Source organism: Kurthia sp. YJT4 (genome assembly GCF_030219945.1).
In the GTDB taxonomy this organism is placed as follows: Bacteria; Bacillota; Bacilli; order Bacillales_A; family Planococcaceae; genus Kurthia; species Kurthia gibsonii.
On the sequence record NZ_CP126689.1, the window covers coordinates 1416850 to 1440692 of the forward strand.

At 36.2% G+C, this 23843-nt stretch carries 19 protein-coding genes; 17 read left to right on the forward strand and 2 right to left on the reverse strand.

Going from position 1 to position 23843, the window contains the following annotated elements; genetic code table 11:
• The 10 genes from QN089_RS06905 (at position 1) to speB (ending at position 14167) form a co-directional block, all read left to right on the forward strand.
• Entirely contained in the window at positions 1 to 1356 is a 1356-nt protein-coding gene (locus QN089_RS06905) for a hypothetical protein (protein ID WP_025785300.1), read from the forward strand.
• Complete coding sequence (locus QN089_RS06910) at positions 1334 to 3964, forward strand: helix-turn-helix domain-containing protein (protein ID WP_025785301.1); 2631 nt, start codon at positions 1334 to 1336, stop codon at positions 3962 to 3964. Before QN089_RS06905 ends, QN089_RS06910 begins: the two co-directional genes overlap by 23 nt.
• A 5-nt stretch (positions 3965 to 3969) precedes the next feature.
• The gene (locus tag QN089_RS06915) at positions 3970 to 5817 is read left to right on the forward strand and encodes a site-specific integrase (protein ID WP_025785302.1); all 1848 of its coding nucleotides are present in this window, start codon (positions 3970 to 3972) and stop codon (positions 5815 to 5817) included.
• Entirely contained in the window at positions 5810 to 6541 is a 732-nt protein-coding gene (locus tag QN089_RS06920) for a hypothetical protein (protein ID WP_025785303.1), read from the forward strand. The genes QN089_RS06915 and QN089_RS06920 overlap by 8 nt, the downstream gene beginning before the upstream one ends.
• An 86-nt stretch (positions 6542 to 6627) precedes the next feature.
• Positions 6628 to 8763, forward strand: a complete 2136-nt coding sequence (locus tag QN089_RS06925) for a type IA DNA topoisomerase (protein ID WP_285216329.1) — start codon at positions 6628 to 6630, stop codon at positions 8761 to 8763.
• A 609-nt stretch (positions 8764 to 9372) separates the two neighbouring features.
• A complete protein-coding gene (gene metK / locus QN089_RS06930; protein ID WP_231726941.1) occupies positions 9373 to 10545 on the forward strand; it encodes a methionine adenosyltransferase in 1173 nt (390 codons plus the stop codon).
• Entirely contained in the window at positions 10545 to 12032 is a 1488-nt protein-coding gene (locus tag QN089_RS06935; protein ID WP_068453626.1) for an aminotransferase class I/II-fold pyridoxal phosphate-dependent enzyme, read from the forward strand. Before metK ends, QN089_RS06935 begins: the two co-directional genes overlap by 1 nt.
• Positions 12029 to 12466, forward strand: a complete 438-nt coding sequence (gene speD, locus QN089_RS06940) for an adenosylmethionine decarboxylase (RefSeq protein WP_121177416.1) — start codon at positions 12029 to 12031, stop codon at positions 12464 to 12466. The genes QN089_RS06935 and speD overlap by 4 nt, the downstream gene beginning before the upstream one ends.
• Positions 12466 to 13323 (forward strand): polyamine aminopropyltransferase, encoded by an 858-nt coding sequence (gene speE / locus QN089_RS06945; RefSeq protein ID WP_068453624.1) that lies wholly within the window; start codon positions 12466 to 12468, stop codon positions 13321 to 13323. The genes speD and speE overlap by 1 nt, the downstream gene beginning before the upstream one ends.
• Complete coding sequence (gene speB, locus QN089_RS06950) at positions 13313 to 14167, forward strand: agmatinase (protein ID WP_068453622.1); 855 nt, start codon at positions 13313 to 13315, stop codon at positions 14165 to 14167. The genes speE and speB overlap by 11 nt, the downstream gene beginning before the upstream one ends.
• A gap of 74 nt (positions 14168 to 14241) precedes the next feature.
• On the opposite strand, the gene mscL is transcribed toward speB, so the two are convergent.
• Entirely contained in the window at positions 14242 to 14631 is a 390-nt protein-coding gene (mscL, locus tag QN089_RS06955) for a large conductance mechanosensitive channel protein MscL (protein ID WP_068453620.1), read from the reverse strand.
• A 196-nt stretch (positions 14632 to 14827) separates the two neighbouring features.
• Between mscL and QN089_RS06960 the strand changes: the two genes are divergently transcribed.
• From QN089_RS06960 to QN089_RS06970, 3 genes are all read left to right on the forward strand, one after another.
• Positions 14828 to 16267, forward strand: coding sequence for a DHA2 family efflux MFS transporter permease subunit (locus QN089_RS06960; RefSeq protein ID WP_068453619.1), 1440 nt, complete (start codon positions 14828 to 14830; stop codon positions 16265 to 16267).
• A 70-nt stretch (positions 16268 to 16337) separates the two neighbouring features.
• On the forward strand, positions 16338 to 16742 hold the full coding sequence (locus QN089_RS06965; protein WP_068453618.1) for a hypothetical protein: 405 nt from the start codon (positions 16338 to 16340) through the stop codon (positions 16740 to 16742).
• Positions 16743 to 16833: 91 nt separating this feature from the next.
• Positions 16834 to 17331: a hypothetical protein gene (locus tag QN089_RS06970; protein ID WP_087680637.1), complete on the forward strand. Its 498-nt coding sequence runs from the start codon at positions 16834 to 16836 to the stop codon at positions 17329 to 17331.
• Between the two features lie 54 nt (positions 17332 to 17385).
• Here the strand turns inward: QN089_RS06970 and QN089_RS06975 are convergent, their stop codons facing one another.
• Complete coding sequence (locus QN089_RS06975; protein ID WP_068453615.1) at positions 17386 to 17940, reverse strand: cysteine hydrolase family protein; 555 nt, start codon at positions 17938 to 17940, stop codon at positions 17386 to 17388.
• A 390-nt stretch (positions 17941 to 18330) separates the two neighbouring features.
• Between QN089_RS06975 and QN089_RS06980 the strand changes: the two genes are divergently transcribed.
• The 4 genes from QN089_RS06980 to ilvD all read left to right on the forward strand — a co-directional run bounded on the left by QN089_RS06980 (position 18331) and on the right by ilvD (position 23636).
• Entirely contained in the window at positions 18331 to 19500 is a 1170-nt protein-coding gene (locus tag QN089_RS06980) for an alanine racemase (protein WP_285216330.1), read from the forward strand.
• On the forward strand, positions 19488 to 20804 hold the full coding sequence (locus QN089_RS06985; RefSeq protein ID WP_285216331.1) for a D-arabinono-1,4-lactone oxidase: 1317 nt from the start codon (positions 19488 to 19490) through the stop codon (positions 20802 to 20804). The genes QN089_RS06980 and QN089_RS06985 overlap by 13 nt, the downstream gene beginning before the upstream one ends.
• 255 nt (positions 20805 to 21059) lie before the next feature.
• Entirely contained in the window at positions 21060 to 21935 is an 876-nt protein-coding gene (gene ilvE, locus QN089_RS06990) for a branched-chain-amino-acid transaminase (RefSeq protein WP_285216421.1), read from the forward strand.
• 33 nt (positions 21936 to 21968) lie between these two features.
• On the forward strand, positions 21969 to 23636 hold the full coding sequence (ilvD, locus tag QN089_RS06995) for a dihydroxy-acid dehydratase (protein ID WP_068453609.1): 1668 nt from the start codon (positions 21969 to 21971) through the stop codon (positions 23634 to 23636).
• The last annotated feature ends 207 nt before the right edge of the window (positions 23637 to 23843 follow it).

Here is a 23843-nt window from a genome sequence, read left to right on the forward strand (position 1 = left end):
ATGTATAATGCAAAATATCGATTCGTCTGGAAGGCGATAAAATACAATAGAAAACAAGGTGGAGAAATTGTAAGTACACCTTCATTTATTATTGGTCTAGAGGATAGAGAAACAAAAGAAGTTTTCCCTCATCCCATAAGCCATTTTTTGTATAAGAAATACCATAGAAACTCGGGTTCAGTAAATACTGAATTAACTGTGGCGCAAATTATTGTTCCCTTCTTGAACTTTGTATTAGATAAAGTGAATCAAGAAGCGTTAAATTATACTGCAATCAAAGGATTGGTTGACTTACAAGAGTGTCATGCTAATGCTTATTTACAATATTGTGTAGATGAAAAATCAAATAAGAATAGCACTTTAGAAATGAAAGAGAACTTTTTATCCAAGTTTTATAAGTACTTATGGGATGAAAAAGTATTAAAGCATAAGCCCAGATTCAAGTTAGTTTCAGTAAGAACAGGAAAAGAAATCAGAAAAGTCTATAAAATAGACTTTACCTACAAGAAGACAGATGAAACTCTTTTACGTGAGAAGATTAAAAGAAAAGATTTAGTTCCTCAAAATCATGAATCTAACGAGAACAGAATCTTTATTCGTTTGCAATATATTCGAGAGATACTTTACGTAGCAAAGCATGAAGTACCTGATATAGCATTTGGAGTGGCTTTACAAATTTTTGGAGGGTTACGTAAAGGTGAAGTCGTAAACCTGACTAGAACAGCTTTAAAGTCGCAAAATGGGCAAGATTATGGTGTTGAAGGATTAGTGATACTTGTCAGGGATCGTCAACTTGATTTATTTAATAGGTTTGAGGATGTTTCAACAATGCAGGTGAAAAATCCAAGAGACCAATCATGTCTTATTGATCCAATTTTAAATTATCTATATAAAAATCATATGGAAGTGGTACTTAAAAAGGTGAAAGGACCTAAACAGCCTAATGCATTGTTTTATAATACGGAAGGAAATTCAATGTCTGCCGACACGTATGATAAGCGCTTTTTAAAATTAAAGAATGCTTATTTAGGGATGTTATTAGGTACAGAAGGTAGATATCAGGATTATTTAGACTTCTCTCAAACAAAGTGGCGCTCTCATATAGGGAGAGGAGTATTTACAAACATGTGTTTAGATGCTGGATTTAATGAAAAACAGACGGCCGTATTACGAGGTGATAGATCTACTCAATCAATGGAGTCATATTTTGATATTATAACTGCCACTTATAATATTCGAAAGGCTTTAGGCTTACTCTCTCCAGATCAATCTAGTAATATAGCAAACTTAAATATGCCAATAAATAATAAAATGTGGAAGGAGGTTCAAGAATTTGGGTCAGGACTTAGAAATTAACTTTAACGATTACATGACAATCTACGAGATAGCCGAAGAGAAGTTTAATAAGAAGCCCAATAATTACTATTTTATTTACAAATTAGAAGAATCCATATCAAAATTACCAGCTGAATGTAAGATTTCAAAGGTCGAATTCAGAGAAAAATATTACGTTGAAAAATATGATAAAAATATTAAAAACTTATATTTGAAAGAAGATGTAAAACGTTTTTTTAGAAATTATGTACCAAAGGCATCTCTCAAGGCAAAACTAAAAAAAGTTGTTAGCGACGCTACAATTCACAAATATTATAAAAAACTAAACCCAACTGAAATTATACTTGGTGGAAATTTAGATGTTTTTGTTTCAATAGAAATAGCACAAGAACTAACTGAGATAATAAACACAGTGGCAGGCAAGGGACAATGGGGGTGGAGAACTCATACTTTCGAAAAATATAAAAATCAACACAACTATTTGTCACTTGATGAGGTTATGAAAAAATTAAATTGTTCTTATGCGACTACTCAAAGGTTAATTAAAGAAAAGTTGTTATTCGTGTCAGATAAATATGGAGACAGAATGCTTTTTGAAAAAGAGCACGTATTCGAATTGTTTTCTGAACAAGCAAGGCTTATTGAAAAATATAGCAACAATTATTACACAGCGAAGCAAATTCAAGCGAAATATAGTAATGCTTTTGCGCAATATATAAAAGGCGGAGAAGATAAGGTTCGAATAAAGGTAACAAAAGTTGATCCCCCACTGCTATTAATCTCACACTTTGGTGTTCAAATGAAACTCTATGAAAAAAACGAAATTGATAATCTATGGGCGGATTATAAGCTTTATTTGGATATGAATTCTATGTCGATAGAAGATCCTTTTGAAGATTTTCTTTTCAAAGTTGAGCAAGTGTTAAATATTAAATTTACAAAAACTCAGCAAAACACAAAATTATTATGGTATCAGTATGTTGAAAAATACCTTCTTAGGACTAGGATGTCTGATAAGAATAGAATTACATTTCTAACTAATCAATTTGCCAGATGTACGGAAATAATATTCACTACTTTTAATAAAGAAATATACTCCTATTCTGGAAAAGAAATCAATAGTAAATTTCTTAACGATACACCTAATATTAGAAGAAGTTATCAAGGGGATTTCTATTATTTCTTAAAACAAATGCTTGAAACTTTTACTATGGAAGGATTACCTTTACCGTATAGCGTAGATGAATTAAATGACCCAAGAACCTTTAAAAGAATTAAGGAAGTAGCCACGGATATTTATTCTTTAGAGGAATATCATGAGCTATACAAATATACCAATCGTGTAGGATTTCATAAAGAGAAAGCAATACAAGATGTTACTGAGTTAATCCAAAGCATGAATTATACAAAGTATAAACGATACGACAGTTGCTGGTTATATATTCTAGTTCAATTAACAAATAATTGGAGACATAGTACCGTACTATCACAAATTCCAAGAATTGATCTATCAACTACCTCAATTGAAAACTTGGAGTGGTTAAAGAGAAATGATCCTTCGGTGGAGGATGCAAACAATATCATTTATCAAATTAGCAGGTATGTAACAAAAATAAATAAAACAGATGTAAGTGCTGAAGGAATATTTACTATTGGTGAGCCACTCAAAGTTGCTTTTGCAACTGCGATAAGTATTTGTGAGTTTCGTAGAAGAGCAACATTGGATAGTAGTTCTACCTTAATAGATTTATCAGGTCATTTAGTGAAAAAATATAATCCACATAAAGATTTCTTTTCAGAGTTTACTAATGGATTTAAATTTGAAAACAGAAAGATGAATAGAACTCTTAACACTCTAATCTGGTCAGTGCTTAGACATATGGGGAAAGGGTTAAAAGAATCACAAGTATCAAGAAGCCACTTGCAAGATCAAACAACCATTAACCATTATATTAAGCTATCTAACGAACAAGTGAAGAATCTTGTGGATGAATTGTTTGAAAGAAATCAATTTGGATTTGTAACACAAACCTTAACGAATATACTTTTTGGCACTGAAACAAACAAAAGTATCGAAACGGAAAGAATGTTAGAGGTAAATAAGCAATTCGGTGATGTTTTTAAAATTGAAGCGACCGCAGGATTAATTAACAGAATCACAACAGAAAGGGAGCATGTATTAAAATACCTCGCAGAGTTTGATATGGAAGGACTTCGTGCCCTTTTTTACCAATCCCTAACAGGATCGCTTCCTTCAAAACAGAGATACCATCAATGTATCTATGCTGAATGTAAATATGAGAATGAATACGGTGAAAGACCATCGTGTGATACTTGTGCAGCATCAATGATTAATGTGTATGCGCTAGAAAATATAATGGACAATTATATCTTTATGATGGAAAAAATAGCAAAAGAGTTTGATAGTGCAACCATCGGAGAAAAACAGAAGCTTGCAAACCAGTTTTTTCTACTGCATAACGTTGTTGATCAAGCAAGAAGTAGATTTGGCAGAGAGGTTGTAGATGGATTTGTAGAAGGAAATACCGAGCGAATAAAGAACTTAGGTCTAGATTTATCAACAAAAGGACTAAAGAGTTTTAGAACTTCAGGAATACTAGGGGGGTGACGTGTGTGGCAAGCAAAAGGAATGTAGGATCATTAATGCTTGATTTCAGCAGTATTAATCCAGGGGATATAAGAGGTGCTGGGTTTGATATTAGCAAGAATGTAGAAGAGGCAAAGAAGTCTTTAGAAAGCTTTCATGATTATAGAGTTAAAAAAGTTAGTGTAAATTTTGAAGATAGTAAATGGATTTTTAATGAAGAGTTCACGCGAAGTAACGTGGTTTTTGATTACACGATGATTTCCCACTCTTTAAAATTTGGTACAACTGAAAATAAAGAGGAATTATTTATCGCAGTGAAATGTTGGATGGCCAAAAAACTTAATGAAAGCTCTATAACGGTTACAAAGGCTAGGCTTTTAAACCTTGTTACTGCTTTTCTATCTACAAAGGGTCTTAGGGAACATAGTGAATTATTGGAAATGATTCAGGAAAGCAATCTTATCCGTAGAGGTTCAAAAAATCAATATAACGTCAAAAAAGTGTCTAACAATGTTATGTATAGATTTATATCGGATCTTGTCAATTTTTTAGAATTTTATAATCGAGATGAATTTGTATATTTCATAAATGATTTAAACGAACATAAAGCGAAAATCAAATTGGAAAAAAACTACAGAAAGTTGCCGTCTTTCAAAGATATTTTAACCATAAAACAATGTCTAGACAGTTGGTACGAAGAAGCGGTAAAAAACGATAGTGAAAAATTACTTAAATATTTTCCTCTTGTTTTATGGTGGAATCTAACAACTATTATCCCTATGAGGGTAATTGAGTTTTGTCACATTAAAAGAAATTGTTTTTCATTAAAGGATGGAAATTATTTCATCACCTTTCCAAGAATGAAGTACGATCGAATTAGTACACATCGAACAGACATTGAATACGACACGTTACCTATCCCTCAAGAATTGTACGACCTTTTTCAAAACTATTTAATACGCTCGGAACAGTATGGACTATCGAATTATTTAATTTCACATAAGGTTTATCGTCATTATTTCAGCGATGATAAAAAAACATATGATGATAATTCTTTGTTTAACTATCATAATTTCAATAATACAATAGCAAGTTTTTTCAAAGAAATAGTACACGAGAAATATAAAATCAATATTATTTCTATAAATAAGCATTACCGGAGAAATTACTCAACAAGATCAAAAGAGGCATTTATATCTGATTCAGCAATCGGTAGTATAGATACAATGATTAACCTTGGCGATTTAAGACACATCGCAATTATTAATATGATGATGCAGGGATATGACAAGGTTGAGATTCAGCGATTGGCAGGACATATTACAGAGGATATACAATATAGCTATTTCAATCATATGGAAAACTGGATGGACATTGAAATACAGAAAATGGAGAAGGAATTCAATCAGTATAGACCAATAAATTCAACTTTTAATGACAATGAAATTTCACTTTTACATCCAAAATCCCAAGATATTTTTGAGAATCAAAGCAAAAAAAATTACATAAACAAGAATGTGGAGGAAAAGGAATATTTAAAATTAGATTTAGGCTCTTGTATGGACAAAACTATGCCCTGTCCTAGTTTCAATTGGAAACATAGAGGTTGTTATTTTTGTAAACATTGGTCTATTTCCAATCAAGAACTAGAAGAAAAAAGAAATCAAATTGCTTTTGACTTGAATTTACTTTATGAAGAAACAAGAGGGAAAATCAAGTTTATACAGTCGCTATTTGATCTGCAATTCGATAACACAGAAAACGTCAATAATAATACAAAACGAGACTTATCTTCAACGTCAAAGGAAATTCAATTAGATATTAAACGGATTGCAAAATTACGGTCTATGTTAGGGGTTTCAGATAATGAATAAAATCGGTACTAAAGGCATTTTGGATGATATAGAAAAAGAGACTTCATTGAGGAAACTGATTGTTGAATATGATGAAAACCATAATATCAAATCTAAAATCACATATAAAGACATCTATGATTTCGTTAAATCGCAGTATGATAATGGCCAAGTTGATTTTTATCCTGGATATACGTGGTGGAAAACAAAAGGAAAACATTTAGTAGACGAATACAATTTAGTAAAAAAAAGAACCATACCCTTATCCGAAACAGAGGACTTAGACGTTTTTGACATCCTTGATGTGATAGAAAAGAATTATGGAGATAAAGAATCGTTAATTAAATATCTCCTTCCTTATAATGATTTGTTAGATAGGCTTGTCAATAAAATTAATAAGCTTCAAAGTAATTCCCGAAGCCTATCAGAACAGATTGTAAAAAAGGATGAACGAATTCAAATATTAGAACAAAAAAACAGCAATCAACAGTCTTTATTGGACGGGCTATTCTACAATATTATAGGATCTGAAAAAGAATTAAATAAAGTAATGAAAAGGGGTAGTACGAAATCAGATATAGTGAATTATGCATTGTCTGAAACTTTCGGAAATCCTGCTGCATACATTGACGAGTTCAGCAAACGTTTAGAGATAGGTAATTTTACTATAGACGATCAGACAAATAATGTCGTTAAGTTCCAACCCAAAAGTGATGTTTTGGAGGAAGATGATTATGATTATTAAAAACCATAAGTCTTGTTCGACTTTATGAAAAAGTCGAACAAGACTTATACCAATGAAAACGTGTAGAAAAGGAGATTGACCTAAAATTGGGATACGTATTAATTCTTGCTGAAAAACCATCGCAAGCGAAAGCGTATGCGGAGGCTTTTCCGGTGGCAAGAAAGACGAAACATTTTATTGAATTACAACCATGTGAGACGTTTCCAAATGGTGCGACGATTACATGGGGTGTTGGGCATCTTGTCGAACTGAAGCAGCCTGCTGAATACCATGCAGAATGGAAGCGTTGGAGTTTAAAAGTATTACCGATGATTCCTGAAAACTACGAGTTCAAAGTAGCGAAGGGGAAGTGGGATCAATTCCAAGCAGTGAAGGCGTTATTTAAAGAGGCAAGTATGTTAATTAATGCTTGTGATGTGGACAGAGAAGGATCGAATATTTTCTATTCAATTTTAAAACAAACCAAAGTGAAGTCAAAACCAATTCAAAGACTTTGGATTAATTCACTTGAAGTCGAAGAAATTCGAAAAGGGTTTCAAACATTGCGTGACAATCAGCAAGATTATCAAATGTATATCGAAGCACAGACGCGTCAAATTAGTGACTGGCTTGTCGGGATGAATGCAAGTCGTCTATATACAATGCTGTTAAAAGAAAAAGGTTTGAATGAGACGATTTCAGTTGGTCGTGTACAATCCCCAACAGTCTACATGATTTACGAACGTCATGTTGAAATTGAGCAGTTTCAACCAGAAAATTTTTATGAATTAAAAGGTGAATTTCATTCGCGCATGGGTTCTTATACGGGGAAGGCAGATTTTAAGTCGAAGAAATATGAAGAAGCTTTAGCTGCATTAGAAAAAGCGCATATTCAAGAGAAAAAACGTCTCCCTGCGACAATTCAAAGTGTTGAAAAAAAGCCGAAAAAGGTATTACCTCCAAAGCTACATTCACTCTCAACATTGCAGCAAAAAGCGAATCGTATATGGAAGTATAGCCCTGCAAAAGTATTGGAAGTAGCACAATCTCTATATGAGAAAAAGCTCATTTCATACCCAAGAAGTGATTGTCAGTTTATTACGGACGCTGAGTTTGCTTACTTAAAAAAGAAACTACCACAGTACCAAGAAATGATGAAAAAACCATTTGAACCAGCGCGCTTATCTGCTTCAAAAAGATATGTAGACGGCTCAAAAGTGGAAGAACACTATGCGATTATCCCAACAAAATCGATTCCATCTGCCGATAAACTAGCAGGTCTTTCGCTCATGGAAAAAAATATTTATGCGGAAATCGTACGTTCAGCGCTAGCAATGTTCCACCGAGACTATATGTACGAAGAAACAAAAATTGTGACAGATGTTCAAGGACTGTTATTCAAAACAGTTGGAAAAGTGGAATTAGATCGCGGTTTCCAAGAGTTATGGCCTGCACCAAAAGAACAAAAAAAAGAAGCACCTCCACTACCGCTTGTTGAAAAGGGAGAAGATGTAGATGCGATGGTGCAAATTCATCAAGGTACGACGCAACCGCCTAAACCTTTTACAGAAGGACAACTTGTACAGATGATGAAAACATGTGGAAAGCTCATTGAAGACGATGCAGAGAGCGATATTTTGAAGGAAGTTGAAGGAATTGGTACAGAAGCGACGCGCGCAAGTATTATCGAAACAATTAAGCGTCATGGATATATTGATGTGCAAAAAAATATCGTTTCCATTACTGAAAAAGGAAAGGTATTATGCCAAGCGATTGCAGGATCACTATTGGCTAGTCCAATTATGACAGCGAAGTGGGAAAGTTATTTAAGAAAAATATCTGCAGGCACAGGCACACAACAAGCTTTCCTGCAAAATATTGAAAAGTTTTTGCGTCACTTAATTGAGACAGCACCGCAAATCGTTCAAACAACAGATATTACAGCTGCCGCAGAACTAGCAGAACCAGCAGTGAAAGGTCCGATTGCGAAGTGTCCGTCTTGTCATCAAGGAGAGTTATTAGAGAAAAAAAGCTTTTATGGTTGTTCGCGCTATCAAGAAGGTTGTAAATTTACGATTTCTAAACGTATTGCGAGTAAAAAGATTACAGCAAGCCAAGTACGTGATTTGTGTGAAAAAGGATTAACGAAACCAATTAAAGGTTTTAAATCAAAAAAAGGTTCGAGTTTTTCAGCACGACTAAAATTAACACAAGAAAAAATTGAATTTGATTTTTCAATTTAGAGATTGGCATGATTGCCAGTCTCTTTTTTTATTGAATTAAATTACTCTGTTTGTAGTAAAAAAACGACATATAAGATCGAAAAAAGAAGTGAAATTATATTCTGAATTTTAGAACTTTTTAAATGTTCGATGAAAAATGCGCTGTTTTTTCATGTGAAAGACATCAGAAAACGAGTAAAAAAGATACAAAAAAAGTGAAAAAAATACAGTGTTTTTTCTAATATAAATATAAAAAAGATAGAGTTGTATAAAAAATGTTTAAAATGAATATTTATACATATGATGGACGAAAGGAATGCATACATGCGAAAAAGCATATCAAAAAACTTTTTGGATTTTTTATTGACTTGTAAAAATAATTCTTTTAGTATTGAACTCAGCATAAAGAATATAGCTCTTATTAATAACCGTTGAGACGAGGGGTCAAAGATACGGTGGCCAAACAATTTTATTCATGCAGGGTAAAATCCTGTGGGCCGAACCTGAGCACAAATGGACATTTGTGAACAATAAGAGGAACAGCAGATGATACTTTTCGAAGCTTTCCTTAACATTGGGTGAGCTTTTTTTGTGCCTAAATTTGCAAAAGTTAGGAGAATTAACAAGAAATTGGAAAAAGTATTATTTACATCAGAGTCCGTTTCAGAGGGACATCCAGACAAGATTGCCGATCAAATTTCAGACGCTGTACTTGATGCAGCACTAAGAGAGGATCCGTTTGCACGTGTAGCATGTGAAGTTTTCACTACGACGAATACGGTCATTGTTGGCGGAGAAATTACGACAACAGCTGTACTTGATTATGAAAAAATTGCGCGTGATACATTGGTGAACATTGGTTACACAGATGATGCATGGGGCATTGATGGACATACATGTGATGTTCAAGTGCTAGTGCACACACAATCACCTGATATTGCGATGGGCGTAGATGCCTCAAGCGATACACAAGATGTTGGAGCAGGAGACCAAGGTATTATGTTTGGTTATGCGACTTCTGAAACAGAGAACTATATGCCACTTGCCATTGAAATGGCACATGAATTAGTAAAACGTGCTTCGATGTTACGTAAAAATGGCGACTTCAAATGGGCTCGTCCTGATATGAAGTCACAAGTAACAATTGATTATTCAAACCGCGAGCATCCTCAAGTGGATACCGTATTAATGTCAATTCAACACGACGAAGAATATGATGAACAAGCGTTTAAAAACTATGTTAAAGAGCAAATCATTGGTTGTGTAGCAGCAAAATTCAATATGAACATGAACTTCCGTATTTTAATTAATCCAACAGGTCGCTTTGTTGTAGGTGGACCACATGGAGATGCTGGACTGACAGGTCGTAAAATTATCGTCGATACATATGGCGGTGCAGCGCGTCACGGTGGCGGTGCTTTTTCAGGAAAAGACTGTACAAAAGTAGACCGCTCAGCAGCATATGCAGCACGTTATGTCGCTAAAAATATCGTAGCAGCTGAATTAGCAGAACGCTGTGAAATTCAGTTATCGTATGCAATTGGTGTAAGTGAACCGATCAGTATTGCAGTCGAGACATTTGGAACAGAACGTGTAGCACAACAAGAGATCATTCACGCGATTCGTCAAACATTCGACTTAACACCGAATGGCATTATCGACATGCTTGATTTACGCAAACCACAATACAATCAAGTTGCAGCTTATGGACATTTTGGTCGTCAAGAACTTGATTTACCATGGGAGCGATTAAATAAAGTTGATGCCTTACAGCAACTTTTAGCAGTTGCTGCGGAGCAATAATGGTCATTGTAGCAAGTGCGGAACAAACACGTTTCGCACAGGCTCAAGCCCAAACACCACTGTATGATGCGCTTGTCAATTATGCGAAAAGTGATGTCACGCCATTTGATGTGCCAGGTCATAAACGAGGTGTATTACACCCGATGACAGCGACATTAGGTGAGATGACACTGAAGATGGATGCAAACTCGATGCAAGAACTCGATTTATTAAGCCATCCTGTCTCAGTGATTAAAGAGGCGCAACAACTAGCAGCTGAAGCTTTTCATGCAGATGCAGCATACTTTTTAGTAAATGGCACAACTGTCGGGATTTTAGCGATGATTTTAGCTACTTGTAAACCGAATGATGCGATACTTGTACCGCGTAATTGCCATAAATCTGTGATGAATGGCATTATGCTAAGCGGGGCAATGCCCGTCTTTATACAGCCAACTGTCGATCAACATTTTGGTATCGCACATAATATTACATTGGAACAAGTAAAAAAAGCGCTGGATGAACATCCAGAAGCAAAAGTCTTACTGATTACGTATCCAACATATTTCGGTGCGATGAATGAACTCGAAGCAATTTGCACATGGGCGCATGAAAGAGGCATGCTCGTTCTTGTTGACAGTGCACACGGGGCGCATCTTTCAGCAATTCAACAAGTTGATGCGATGCAAGCTGGTGCAGATTTAGCCACAATTAGCATGCATAAAACAGGTGGGAGTTTGACACAAAGTTCAATTTTATTACAAAATACAACACGCCTTTCACAGGGAAATGTGCAAAAAGTATTGAATATGCTACAAACAACAAGTGCAAGTTATTTATTAATGAGCTCACTTGATGTAGCAAGACGTGATTTTGCGCTTTACGGAGCGGAGCAGCTTGAAAAATTGAAGCCACTCTTCATGACAGCAATCCAACGAATTGATGCTATGACTCATTATGAAGTTTTAAAGGAGTCTTATATGCACAAGCAGTTTGGACAAGCATATGATTGGACGAAATTAGTTGTTCGTGTAAATGATTTAGGATTAACAGGTTTTGAAGTGTATAGCCTACTGAAAAAAGAATATGGTATTCAAGCGGAATTAGCAGAAGGATATGTCGTGATGTTCGTCATCACGTACGCTGATACGGCGGAGTCGCTTAATCGCCTAGTTTATGCCTTACAAGATTTGGAGATGCGCTATGCAAAAACGCAGTCGCTTCAACTCGAAATGGTTGTGAATGATGAGATTAATCCCATCATTATGACACCGCAACAGGCAAATTATGCAGCACAGGAAATTATACCAATTGAGCAATCAATTGGTCGCACGAGTGCAGAGACGATTATGATTTATCCACCAGGTATCCCTTTAATTATTCCAGGAGAAAAAATTACACAAAAAGTCGTGACATTATATAACTATTATAATCGGAAAATTGGCAATATTCTGTCAGAAAATGAATTTCCGGAAAAAATAACGGTCGTAAAGGATGAGGATCAATGAGTATTGAATTATCAACATTAGGTAGACATGTATTAATCGAATTTTATGGTTGTCCATCAGAAATTATCGAGCAAAACAAATTAATTGAGCAATTTATGAATGAAGCAGCCGACTACTCAGGCGCTACAATCGTAGAATCTTGTTTCCACCACTTTAATCCATATGGTGTATCAGGTGCTGTAATCATTGCAGAATCGCACTTAACAATCCATACATGGCCAGAATATGGTTTTGCATCAGTGGATGTTTACACATGTGGTGACTCTGTTAGCCCTTGGAAAGCAGCAGAATATTTAGAGCAAAAGCTGCAAGCGAAAAAGACAGAATCATTCGAAGTACCACGTGGTATGGCGGATAAAATTCGTCAGTTCGCCCAACAAGAGATTGCAGAGATTACAGTGAAACAAGAGCAGTATGTGGAGGCGACAGTATAATGAAGAAGTACTATACAGAACAATGGAGCGAAGATTGCCAATTTTCAATCGCTTACGAAGAAAAGCTGCATAGTGAAGCCTCTCCATTCCAACAAATTGATTTTTATAAAGGCGAAGAATTTGGTACATTCTTTACACTTGATGGCTTAATGATGGTCAACGAAAAAGACGAATTTGTCTATCACGATATGATTACACATCCCGCTTTTGCGACAAATCCGAATATCAAAAAAGTATTAATTATTGGTGGAGGCGATGGCGGTACAGCACGTGAAGTACTACGCTATAAATCAGTTGAAAAAGTCGTAATGGTAGAAATTGATGAGCTTGTTTTCCGACTAAGCCAAAAATATTTACCGATTACAGCAGCTGGTGTAGAAGAAGATTCACGTATGGAAATGATTTTTGACGATGGTTTAGCATATGTTCAAAACGCACCTGACGCATCTTTTGATTTAATTTTAGTGGACTCAACAGACCCGATTTCAGTAGGGGAAGGGCTATTCACAACTGCTTTCTACCAAGAATGTCACCGCGTTCTTTCAGCAGAAGGGATTTTAATTAATCAACATGAGTCACCATATTTTGCGGAATACGCAGAAAATATGCGCAAAGCACATACGAAAATCAAGAAGATTTTTGACATTGCGAAAGTATATCAATTCCATATGCCAACGTATCCATCAGGACATTGGTTATTCGGATTCGCTTCAAAAAAATTCGATCCAATTCAAAATGTACAAGCAGAAGCATGGTCAAATTTCGGTTTACACACAAAATATTACAATACAGATTTACATGTAGGAGCATTCATGCTGCCAACATTTGTGAAGGAGAAGTTAGCACGTGAAGAATAAAAATATTAGTACTTTTATTGCATGTGAAGCTGCATACGATGAAGCCGATATCGTGTTATTCGGTATTCCTTTTGATGGTACAACCAGCTTCCGTCCGGGTACACGATTTGCGATGCAAGCGATTCGTCCCGATTCATATGGTTTAGAAACATATTCTCCTTATTTACAGCGTGATTTAGAAGATACGCGTGTATTTGATGGTGGTGAAGTAGAACTTCCATTTGGTAATACAGAAAAAGCGATGCAAGAGATTTTAGACTATACGCGTCAAGTAGTAGCAGATGGTAAAAAGTTTATGATGGTTGGTGGCGAACATTTAGTTAGTTTACCAACGATTCAAGCAGCCTATGAAAAATATCCGAATTTACATGTGATTCATTTGGATGCACATACAGATTTACGCCAAGAATTTTTGGGTGAAGAATTATCACATGCGACAGTGATTCGTCGCTGTCATGATTTTTTAGGTGATGGACGAATCTTCCAATTTGGCATTCGTTCTGGTACAAAAGAGGAGTTTGACTGGGCGAAAGAACATACACATTTAGAACCTTTCACAGCTACAACACTACAAAAAACAATTGAAAAGTTACGTGATGTACCCGTTTATATTACAATTGATTTAGATGTATTAGATCCAAGTATCTTTCCTGGAACAGGTACACCAGAACCGGGTGGCTGGACATATCGTGAATTAATGGAAGCGATTCAATCATTCCAATCACTCAATCACATTGTGGCAGCAGATGTCGTGGAGTTATCACCACAATATGACGTTTCGGGTGGTTCAACAGCAGTCGCATGTAAAACAATTCGAGAAATGCTTTTAACATTAGCGAAATAGTTCCAATATATAATAGAAGAAAAAAACAGGCTAGGGTTTACGTATAAAAAACGTCAAACTCTAGCCTGTTTATTTTATTCAGTCTTATCTTTTTCAGCTTGTGCGCGTAGTAAGTCGCGAATTTCCTTTAATACATCATCTGTTGTTTCTTTTGGAGCTTCTTCGACTTCTTCTTCCTTCTTTTTAGCAAATTGTAGTTTATTTAACGTACGCACAAAGAAGAAGATTGCAGCAGCGATAATAAAGAAGTCAAATACACTTTGTATAAATGCACCGTATTGAATGCCAAAAGCAGTTAAGTCTTCAAATTGTTTTTCTGAACCCAAAATCTTAGCGAGTAAGGGCATAATAATATTGTTTACAAGCGAACTAACAATTTTACCGAAAGCACCCCCAATGACAACCCCGATTGCTAAATCGATTACGTTACCTTTGAAGGCAAACTGTTTAAATTCGTTCCACATAGGATAAAACCACCTTTTATAAAATAATCTTCTTAACGATACCGTAACTGTACGATTGTATTCAAGAAAAAATTAAAAATAAAATAGATAACCTAACAAAAATAGGGATTTTTGAACGGAATTTGTATTAAAAATAGAAAATATCGTGCTATAATATATATTTGTATATAAGCTGGAACATGAAAGGATTTAAAAAATGAATAAAGTATTTTTAGCAGTATTACTCGCTACAGCACTCGCAGCGATTGAAGGAACGATTGTTGCAACTGCAATCCCGAGTATCACAGCAGATTTATCAGGTGTTGAGCTGATTAGTTGGATTTATTCAGCTTACTTATTAGCATCTGCCATTGCCACGATTCTATTCGGTAAATTAGCCGATATTTTTGGACGTAAAAAGATGATTATTATCGGGATTGGTATCTTCGTTACAGGTTCCTTACTAGCAGGAGTATCACAATCGATGGTACAACTCATTATTTTCCGAGCAATTCAAGGGATTGGTGCAGGTTCAATTCTTCCGATTACATTAACAATTGTTGGTGAACTATTCCCAACAGAAAAAGCACGAGCAAAAGGTCAAGGATATATTTCGATGATTTGGGGTGTCGCAGGTGTTATAGGTCCATTATTAGGTGGCTATTTAGTTGATCAACTATCTTGGCACTATATCTTCCTATTAAATGTACCATTCGGTTTAAGTGCATTATTCTTAATTGCACGTTACTATGATGAAAAAGTGCATAAAAAGAAACACCATATTGACTACTTAGGAGCAGTTATCTTTTCAATTACTGTTGTCACCTTCTTACTATCCATTATTAAAGGAAGTAACACAGGTATTTGGGGTTCAAACGAACAAATTGCGTATTATGCTATTTCACTGATTGGACTATTCCTATTCATTCGTGTCGAGTTACGCGCAAAAGAACCGATTATTCCATTAACACTTTTTAAAAACCGTCGTTTAATGACTGTAAATGGGCTAACATTTATGATGATGTCGATTGTCATTAGTGTTTCTGTCTACATTCCAATCTATGGTCAATCCATTTTAGGCAATAGCGCTACACAAGCAGGTTTACTTATTGCGCCGCTTACCGTCATGTGGACAGTTAGCTCTGTATTAGTTGGTACATTAGTCGGACGTTTCCCAAATAAAGTGATTATTCAAGCCGGTACACTGTTACTTGTCATAGGTACAACAATGTTAGCCTTTTTAACAACTGATTCATCGTACGTATATGTGGGTATAAGTACAGCAGTACTCGGTGCAGGAATGGGGTTAATTGCGCCACTCATTATTTTAACGGTTCAAGCAGCAGCAAAACCAGATGAAGTAGGCATTTCAATTGGTTTAAATTCATTTACGAATACCTTTAGTCAATCGCTTGGCGCAGCCTTTTTCGGTGTGTTATTTAACATCATGACAAGCCAACCTTTACGCGATTTAGATAAAGGTGAGATTCAATTGAATGGCTCGTTCGATCATCAATTATTTACAAAAGCTGAAATGAATGACTTACTTCATATTATTACGAGCGGTGTACAAGTGGTTTATATCGGTGCAGCTGTCTTTGCGGTAATCGCTTTTCTACTAGCGACAATGTTACAAAAAAATAAAGTTCGCCATTAATGGTTTTTATTTAGTAGAACGGTGTTTTTTGGTATAATAAGATTAATCACAGGCGGAAGGGTGAAGGTTCTTGAGAATAGTAGAATTTCACGACTTTGATATATTCAATATTAAATTCGATTTATTAGAAGAAAAAGAATTACTTGAGTTATTAGAAGCAAAACAAGTGGATGTTGACGATGATGATGAGTATCATCTTGTAAAAGACGTTAAAGTGGGTTTCTCAGAAGACTTAGAAGGCGCACAAATTATTGGTCAAATTGATTTAATCGATTTACAATTCCGTCGTCATATCGAAGCAACGATTAGTGGTTATTTCACAATTGACATGGAAGGTCAAATTGATATGGAAGCTGCTTCACAAAAGATGTATGAAGACGGTTGGTATGTATTAAAACAACAATTACGCCCAATCGTAAACTTTTTAACAACGATGGATTCGCGTAAAGCGGTTCATCTACCGTTAGACTTCTAAGAATCAACAAGTATAGAATCAAAAAAAGGAGCTACATTTCGTTGTTCCTTTTTTTGTTGCGACAAAGTAGATATGGAGAGAGATGGAAAGTATGAGCTTCAAACATAGCGTGCATCGAATTTCATGGGTACCGATTATAGCCTGTATAGCTGCTGGTTTATTCATGATAGCACTCTTTTTTATTGTTGGATTTCATGTGTTTTTTGAAAAGATGCCCCTTTTCTTAATTGAATGTGGGTTAGCTGGGTTGTTTATTTATTTTGGATTGTTTTTATGGTATCAGCGATTGAAAAAGCAACCAATTCATTATAATGATGAATGGATTACAGTGGATGGTGATGGTCATCGTATTTACTGGAACGAAATTGAATCCGTTCAATTTTCAAATGTCGGCGGTATGAAAACAACAACCATTGTCCCTAAAAAGCAATGTTATAAAATATTGAAACAACGAATGGGACGACATAATCTTCAAAAAGTATATGCATTTTATTGGTTTTATTTAGAGAGACCAAAACAACTGCACGACCAAATTATTCAACAGTGGTATCATGCACACAACAATAATACAAATCATCAATTAAAATAAATACAGGAGACGACATAAGTTTTCATGTCATCTTCTGTATTTTTTATTTTAAAATTAATCGTTTTTAATCGTAAAACCAAGACTCGATTTAAAATGTTGCAATGCCCATTCATGTCCTGTCTTATTAAAACTTGCGACACCATCTGTATAAATAGTGCAATCGTAGCCGAGATTATAAGCATCGACTGCCGTATGCAAAATGCAAATATCCGTGCAAACTCCAACAAGCGTTAGTTCGCGAATACCTCTTTCATTTAATAAAAGAGCAAGTGGAGTACCTGCAAAAGCACTATAACGCGTTTTATCAATCGAAAAAACATTCGGTTGACTTTTTATTTTTTCGTAAATTGTTTGAATGGAGCCATACAAGAGTCGTCCATCTGTTCCTTCTATATTATGTGGTGGGAATAGAGAAGATTCTGGATGATGTGGATCCTGTTTTTGATGTAAATCATTCAAGAAAAAAATACATTCTCCTTGCGTATGGAAAGTTTGAATCAGGCTCGAAATACGTTGTTCAATCAATTGACCAGGAATACCACACGTTAAGGCGCCATCTGTCGCGACAAAGTCACGTGTGTAATCAATAACAAGTAATGCTTTTTTCATAAAATTAATCCACTCCTTTTTAACCATTATAAGGGAGCAGACGAACGAAGACAAAAGATTGAAAAAAAGTTGTCACAAAATAGACAAAATGTTTTACTTTTTATTTTTCAGCATTTATAATAAAAACAATTCAAAAACAAGGGAGGTTTTTACAATGGAATTTTTAGAAACAAAAAAATTAAATCGTCAGGCTTTACTTTTCTTAGCAATCAATACATTAGTGATTCTCAACTTTGCGATTGATTTCTATGAATTTCATTGATGTATAATATGAACATACACATAACTTACTCCTTTATTTGAAATCTGAACGAATTCGTTTGATTCTCAAATAAAGGAGTATTTTTTTGTCTTAAATGGGTATTTAATGAAATGGAGGTGTTTTTTACATTGAAGAAATATAAAAGAGCTTTTGAAACACTTGAGCGCCCATTTGCGTGGCTTGATTTAGACGCACTTGATGCAAATATTGCAACCCTCTCTCTCCAAACAAAAGACAAGCGCGTCCGTATTGCGACTAAAAGTGTACGGTCAGTGGAAGTACTTCGTTATTTAGAAGAACATGTACCGTATATGTGTGGTTATATGACATATTCAGCAGCAGAAACAGACTATTTAGCACAACAGGGACTCAATCATTTTTTAATTGGCTATCCTGTTTATGAAACAGAATCTGTTCGAAATTTATGTAAATGGATTAAAAAAGGGAAGGATATCACCTTTATGATTGACGCACTTGCGCAAGCAGGCTGGCTCCACCAAATTGCAAAAGAGCAAGAAGTCAAAGTGAATGTGTGTATTGATTTAAATCTATCGATTAAAACACCTATTGTTTATTTTGGCACGCGTCGTTCATCGATTACGACAATTGATGATGCTTCGTTATTAATCGATCAACTTCAAGCGATGTCCTCACTTGAAATTGTTGGGGTTATGGGGTACGAAGCGCAATTAGCTGGTGTTCAAAATCAGCCGAAAAATAAAGCGAAAGGCTTAATGATCCAACAATTACAGCAACAAACAAAAGAGAAGGTAACGAAGTTAAGGCAACAAATGGTAGCGCTCGTAAAGCAAAAAGTAGGAGATTTACAATTTGTGAATGGTGGTGGCACAGGCAGTTTGGCGTTCACAGCGAATAGTAAAGAAGTAACGGAAGTAACAATTGGTTCTGGATTCTATGCACCGTCTATTTTTGATTTTCATAAATCAGTAAAGCTGGAATCGGCTGCTGGCTTCGCATTACGTGTTACGCGAAAGCCAACATCAGATACGATTGTTTGTCATGGTGGGGGTTATATCGCTTCAGGTATTTCAGAACAAAGAGCGCCGACAATTTTAAGTGCAGGTCTCACTTATTATCCAACTGAAGGGGCTGGGGAAGTACAAACACCTTTAAAAGTGAGTACGAAAGAGCATTATGAAATTGGAGATACAGTTTATTTTCGACATGTAAAGGCTGGTGAACTATGCGAACATTTTAAAGCACTTCATCTCGTACGCAGTGAAAAATATAAAGGAGCGTTTAACACATACAGGGGGGATGGACAATGCTTTCTATAAAAAAGATGCGACAAGGACGTTTTGAAAACTGGGCAGGGAATGTAAAAAAAGAAGGCTGCACACCACATGAACCACAGACGATTGAAGAAATATGTACATTCGTTTCACAGGTGTATGAAAAAGGGGGGATGATTCGCTCGGTTGGCGCGGCACATTCATTCAGTCCGGTAGCAAAACCAGAGCAGCATCTAGTATCACTTCATCATATGCGTGGTTTATTAGATGTAGATGCGGTAACACAACAAGCAACTTTTTGGGGTGGCACTTACTTACATGAAGTAGGACCGATTTTAGCACGTTATAATTTGGCACTTGAGAATATGGGCGACATTGCAGAGCAAACGATTGCCGGAGCCATCTCAACAGGTACACATGGTACAGGTTTAAAGCTCACCTCGCTTTCTAATCAAGTAGTGAAATGGGGATTTATAGATGGACAGGGGAAGCTACAGGAAGTGACGCGCAGTTCAGATGCACTCTCACAATCCCTCCATCTTTCGCTCGGTCTACTTGGCGTGATTGTCTACGTGACATTCCAAGCTGTTCCACTCTATGAACTGCAATATGTTTCACGTCATGTCGATGTAGCCGATACTTTAAAAAACGCCCATTTAATTACGCAGGCACATCGTCATGCGGAATGGTTCTACTTTCCTGGACAAAAGAAAATGCAGTTGAAGACGATGCGACAAGTCGAGCCATCCAATCAAAGCGAACCCTATATTCAGCACCAAATCGATCAATTTATCGAAAATACATTATTTCAAGCGCTCTCTACGACTTGTAAGTGGTATCCGAAAGCGACAAAATGGGTTAGTGAACTGGCAGCGAATGCTGTTCCAAATGGTCGGAAAAGAGGAATTAGTTATGAAATTTTTCCGTCTAAACGTCAAGTACGATTCGTCGAGATTGAATATGCGTTTGCCATTGAACAAATGACAGCTGTTTTAGAAGAAATACATTTTGTACTCAAATCGCATCCGTTTGCTGTTCATTTTCCGATTGAGATTCGTGTTGCCAAAGGAGAAAGTGGCTTTCTTAGTCCAACGCAAGAACAAGATACAGCCTATTTTGCATTTCATATGTATCAAGGTATGGACGAAGAACCTTACTTTAAGTGGGTGCATACACTTATGAAAAAATATAAAGGGCGCCCGCATTTTGGTAAGATGAATGAACTAGATTATGAACAGTTACAACAAGCCTATCCACAACTTCCACTCTTTTTAGAAGAACGTCAAAAAGTAGATCCACAAGGTGTTTTTTTAACGCCATATTTCAAAGAATTATTCCAGCTTACGTAGTAGATGCGTCTTATTTGTCTTTTGATTTAGAATTATTAAAGTTTTCTAAAAATATTGTTTTTTAAGGAATAATGACAATTTCGAGCAGATATAAGGATGAAAGCGTATTCAATAAAGATTCATTTTTTAGAATTGTTTAACAATTTAAAAAATAGCATTGACGTAACTGGAAAAACGCACTATGATAATAACAATTTAAAAAACGTATTTGAAACGACCAAATAAAATTTTCAAAGGGAAAGCGATGTGAACGAAATGACAGAACAAAAGATATTTTTAGATGGAGAGTTTGTTGCAAAAGAAGATGCAAAAATTTCAGTCTATGATCATGGTCTTCTATATGGAGATGGTATTTTTGAAGGCATTCGCGTTTACAACGGAAATATCTTTCGTTTAAAACAGCATTTAGTTCGTTTATATGAATCAGCAAAGTCGATTCTGCTCACAATCCCTTACACAATTGAAGAAATGACAGAGATTGTTGTTGAATCTGTTCGCGTAAATGAATTGAAAAGTGCGTATATCCGTTTAGTTGTTACGAGAGGCGTTGGCAACTTAGGGATTGATCCATCAAATTGTAAAAAAGCGAGTGTCATTGTTATTGTAGAACCACTCGCTCTATTTAAAGAAGAATTATATGAGACGGGCATTAAAATCGTGTCGGCATCAAGTCGTCGCAATCGTTCAGATGTATTGAGTCCAAAAACAAAGTCACTCAACTACTTAAATAATGTACTCGTCAAGATTGAAGCGAATTTAGCAGGCGTTCCAGAAGCGCTCATGATGAATTCAGAAGGATATGTAGCAGAAGGCTCAGCAGATAATATTTTCATTGTGCGAGGCAAAGAGCTGATTACGCCTCCTGGCTATGTTGGTGCCTTAGAGGGAATTACACGTAATGCGATTCTCGAAATTGCACATGAACAAGGCTATGAGGCGAAGGAAGAAGTCTTTACTCGACATGATGTATACGTGGCTGACGAAGTATTTTTAACAGGAACAGCAGCAGAAGTTATCGCTGTTATTGAAGTGGACGGACGTGTCATTGGTACAGGGAAGCCTGGAAAAGTCACAAACGACCTACTCAAGACGTTCCGAAAAATCGTCGAGCAAGACGGTACAAAAGTATAAACTAACAACTTAAGAAAAATAGGCGGTGTCAGCATGCGTAGTGATATGATTAAATTAGGTGTGGACAGAGCGCCACACCGTAGCTTACTTTATGCTACAGGTATTAAGACAAAAGATTTAGAAAAGCCATTTATCGGTGTATGTAACTCATATATCGACATCATTCCAGGGCACAAGCACTTACAAGAGTTCGGTGCGATGGTGAAAAAGGCGATTATTGAAGCTGGTGGTGTACCATTCGAATTCAATACAATCGGTGTAGATGATGGAATTGCGATGGGACATATCGGAATGCGTTATTCATTACCAAGTCGTGAGTTAATTGCAGATTCAGCAGAAACCGTAATTAATGCACACTGGTTTGACGGTGTATTCTACATTCCAAACTGCGATAAAATCACGCCAGGTATGCTTATGGCAGCTGTTCGTACGAATGTACCGTCGATTTTTGTTACAGGCGGTCCAATGGAAGCGGGCGTATCAGCTGATGGTGAAGCACTGTCACTTACATCTGTATTTGAGGGTGTTGGCGCATACAAATCAGGAAAAATGTCAGCAGAACAATTACTAGATATTGAGGAAAATGCTTGTCCAACATGTGGTTCGTGTTCGGGTATGTTTACTGCAAACTCGATGAACTCATTAATGGAGATGCTAGGAATGACGGTTCCAGGAAATGCAACGATTGTCGCAACTTCTGAAGAACGTTATGAGCTAATTAAGCAAGCCGCAATTCATTTAGTCGAGATGGTTAAAAAAGACATTAAACCACGCGACATTGTGACAAAAGAAGCGATTGATGATGCGTTTGCATTAGATATGGCAATGGGCGGTTCAACGAATACCGTTTTACATACGCTTGCGATTGCGCATGAAGCAGGAATTGACTACAACATTGAAGATATTAATGAAGTAGCGAAGCGAATTCCTTATTTAGCTAAAATTATGCCAGCTTCAGACGTATCCATGCACGATGTCCATTTAGCAGGTGGTATTTCTGCTATTATTAACGAATTAGTATCGATTCCAGGAGCGATTACAGCCGACCGTATAACGGTTACAGGAAAAACATTGCGCGACAATGTAAAAGATGCTAACATTACAAACACTCAAGTGATTCGCACAAAAGACGATCCGTACAGTAAAGTTGGTGGCTTATCGATTTTATTCGGTAACATTGCACCGAATGGAGCTGTAATCAAAGTAGGAGCTGTTGATCCATCGATTACAACATTCCGCGGAGAAGCGATTGTGTTCAACTCACAAGAAGAAGCACAAGAAAAAATTGATGATGGTACAGTTCAAAAAGGACATGTTGTCGTCATTCGATATGAAGGTCCAAAAGGCGGTCCAGGTATGCCGGAAATGCTAGCTCCAACATCTGCGATTCAAGGTCGTGGACTTGGAAAAGACGTCGCACTTATTACAGACGGACGTTTTTCAGGCGCATCACGCGGTATCTCAATCGGACATATTTCGCCAGAAGCTGCTGAAGGTGGTCCACTAGCACTTGTACAAAACGGTGATATCATCTCAATTGATTTACCAAACCGTACGATGAATGTGGAATTATCAGAAGAAGAAATGGAAGAGCGTCGTCAAAACTTACCTACATTTGAACCAAAGATTAAAAAAGGTTGGTTAGCACGTTATTCACATCTTGTCACATCTGCTTCTACAGGTGGAGTTATGAAATTCTAAAAATTCAAAATAATTAAATAATATAAATCGTTGATGAGGTTAAAGGTTTTGACCATCTATATTTTCAGAGAGCCGGGTTGCTGTGAGCCGGTAGTATAGCCAAAACTGACATCCCCTCGGAGTGGGTTATTAAACGCTACATTAGTTATTAGATAACCTCGGGCGCATACTTTTGTGCTTGTTAAATAAAGAAACTACTCTATTCGC

Coding starts and splice junctions, on each gene's coding strand:
- QN089_RS06975 (WP_068453615.1), bottom strand. CDS start 17,940: ATGAAAAAAGCATTACTTGTTATTGATTACACACGTGACTTTGTCGCG.
- QN089_RS06985 (WP_285216331.1), top strand. CDS start 19,488: ATGCTTTCTATAAAAAAGATGCGACAAGGACGTTTTGAAAACTGGGCA.
- QN089_RS06935 (WP_068453626.1), top strand. CDS start 10,545: ATGGTCATTGTAGCAAGTGCGGAACAAACACGTTTCGCACAGGCTCAA.
- QN089_RS06960 (WP_068453619.1), top strand. CDS start 14,828: ATGAATAAAGTATTTTTAGCAGTATTACTCGCTACAGCACTCGCAGCG.
- ilvE (WP_285216421.1), top strand. CDS start 21,060: ATGACAGAACAAAAGATATTTTTAGATGGAGAGTTTGTTGCAAAAGAA.
- QN089_RS06920 (WP_025785303.1), top strand. CDS start 5,810: ATGAATAAAATCGGTACTAAAGGCATTTTGGATGATATAGAAAAAGAG.
- speE (WP_068453624.1), top strand. CDS start 12,466: ATGAAGAAGTACTATACAGAACAATGGAGCGAAGATTGCCAATTTTCA.
- ilvD (WP_068453609.1), top strand. CDS start 21,969: ATGCGTAGTGATATGATTAAATTAGGTGTGGACAGAGCGCCACACCGT.
- mscL (WP_068453620.1), bottom strand. CDS start 14,631: ATGTGGAACGAATTTAAACAGTTTGCCTTCAAAGGTAACGTAATCGAT.
- QN089_RS06905 (WP_025785300.1), top strand. CDS start 1: ATGTATAATGCAAAATATCGATTCGTCTGGAAGGCGATAAAATACAAT.
- QN089_RS06970 (WP_087680637.1), top strand. CDS start 16,834: ATGAGCTTCAAACATAGCGTGCATCGAATTTCATGGGTACCGATTATA.
- speD (WP_121177416.1), top strand. CDS start 12,029: ATGAGTATTGAATTATCAACATTAGGTAGACATGTATTAATCGAATTT.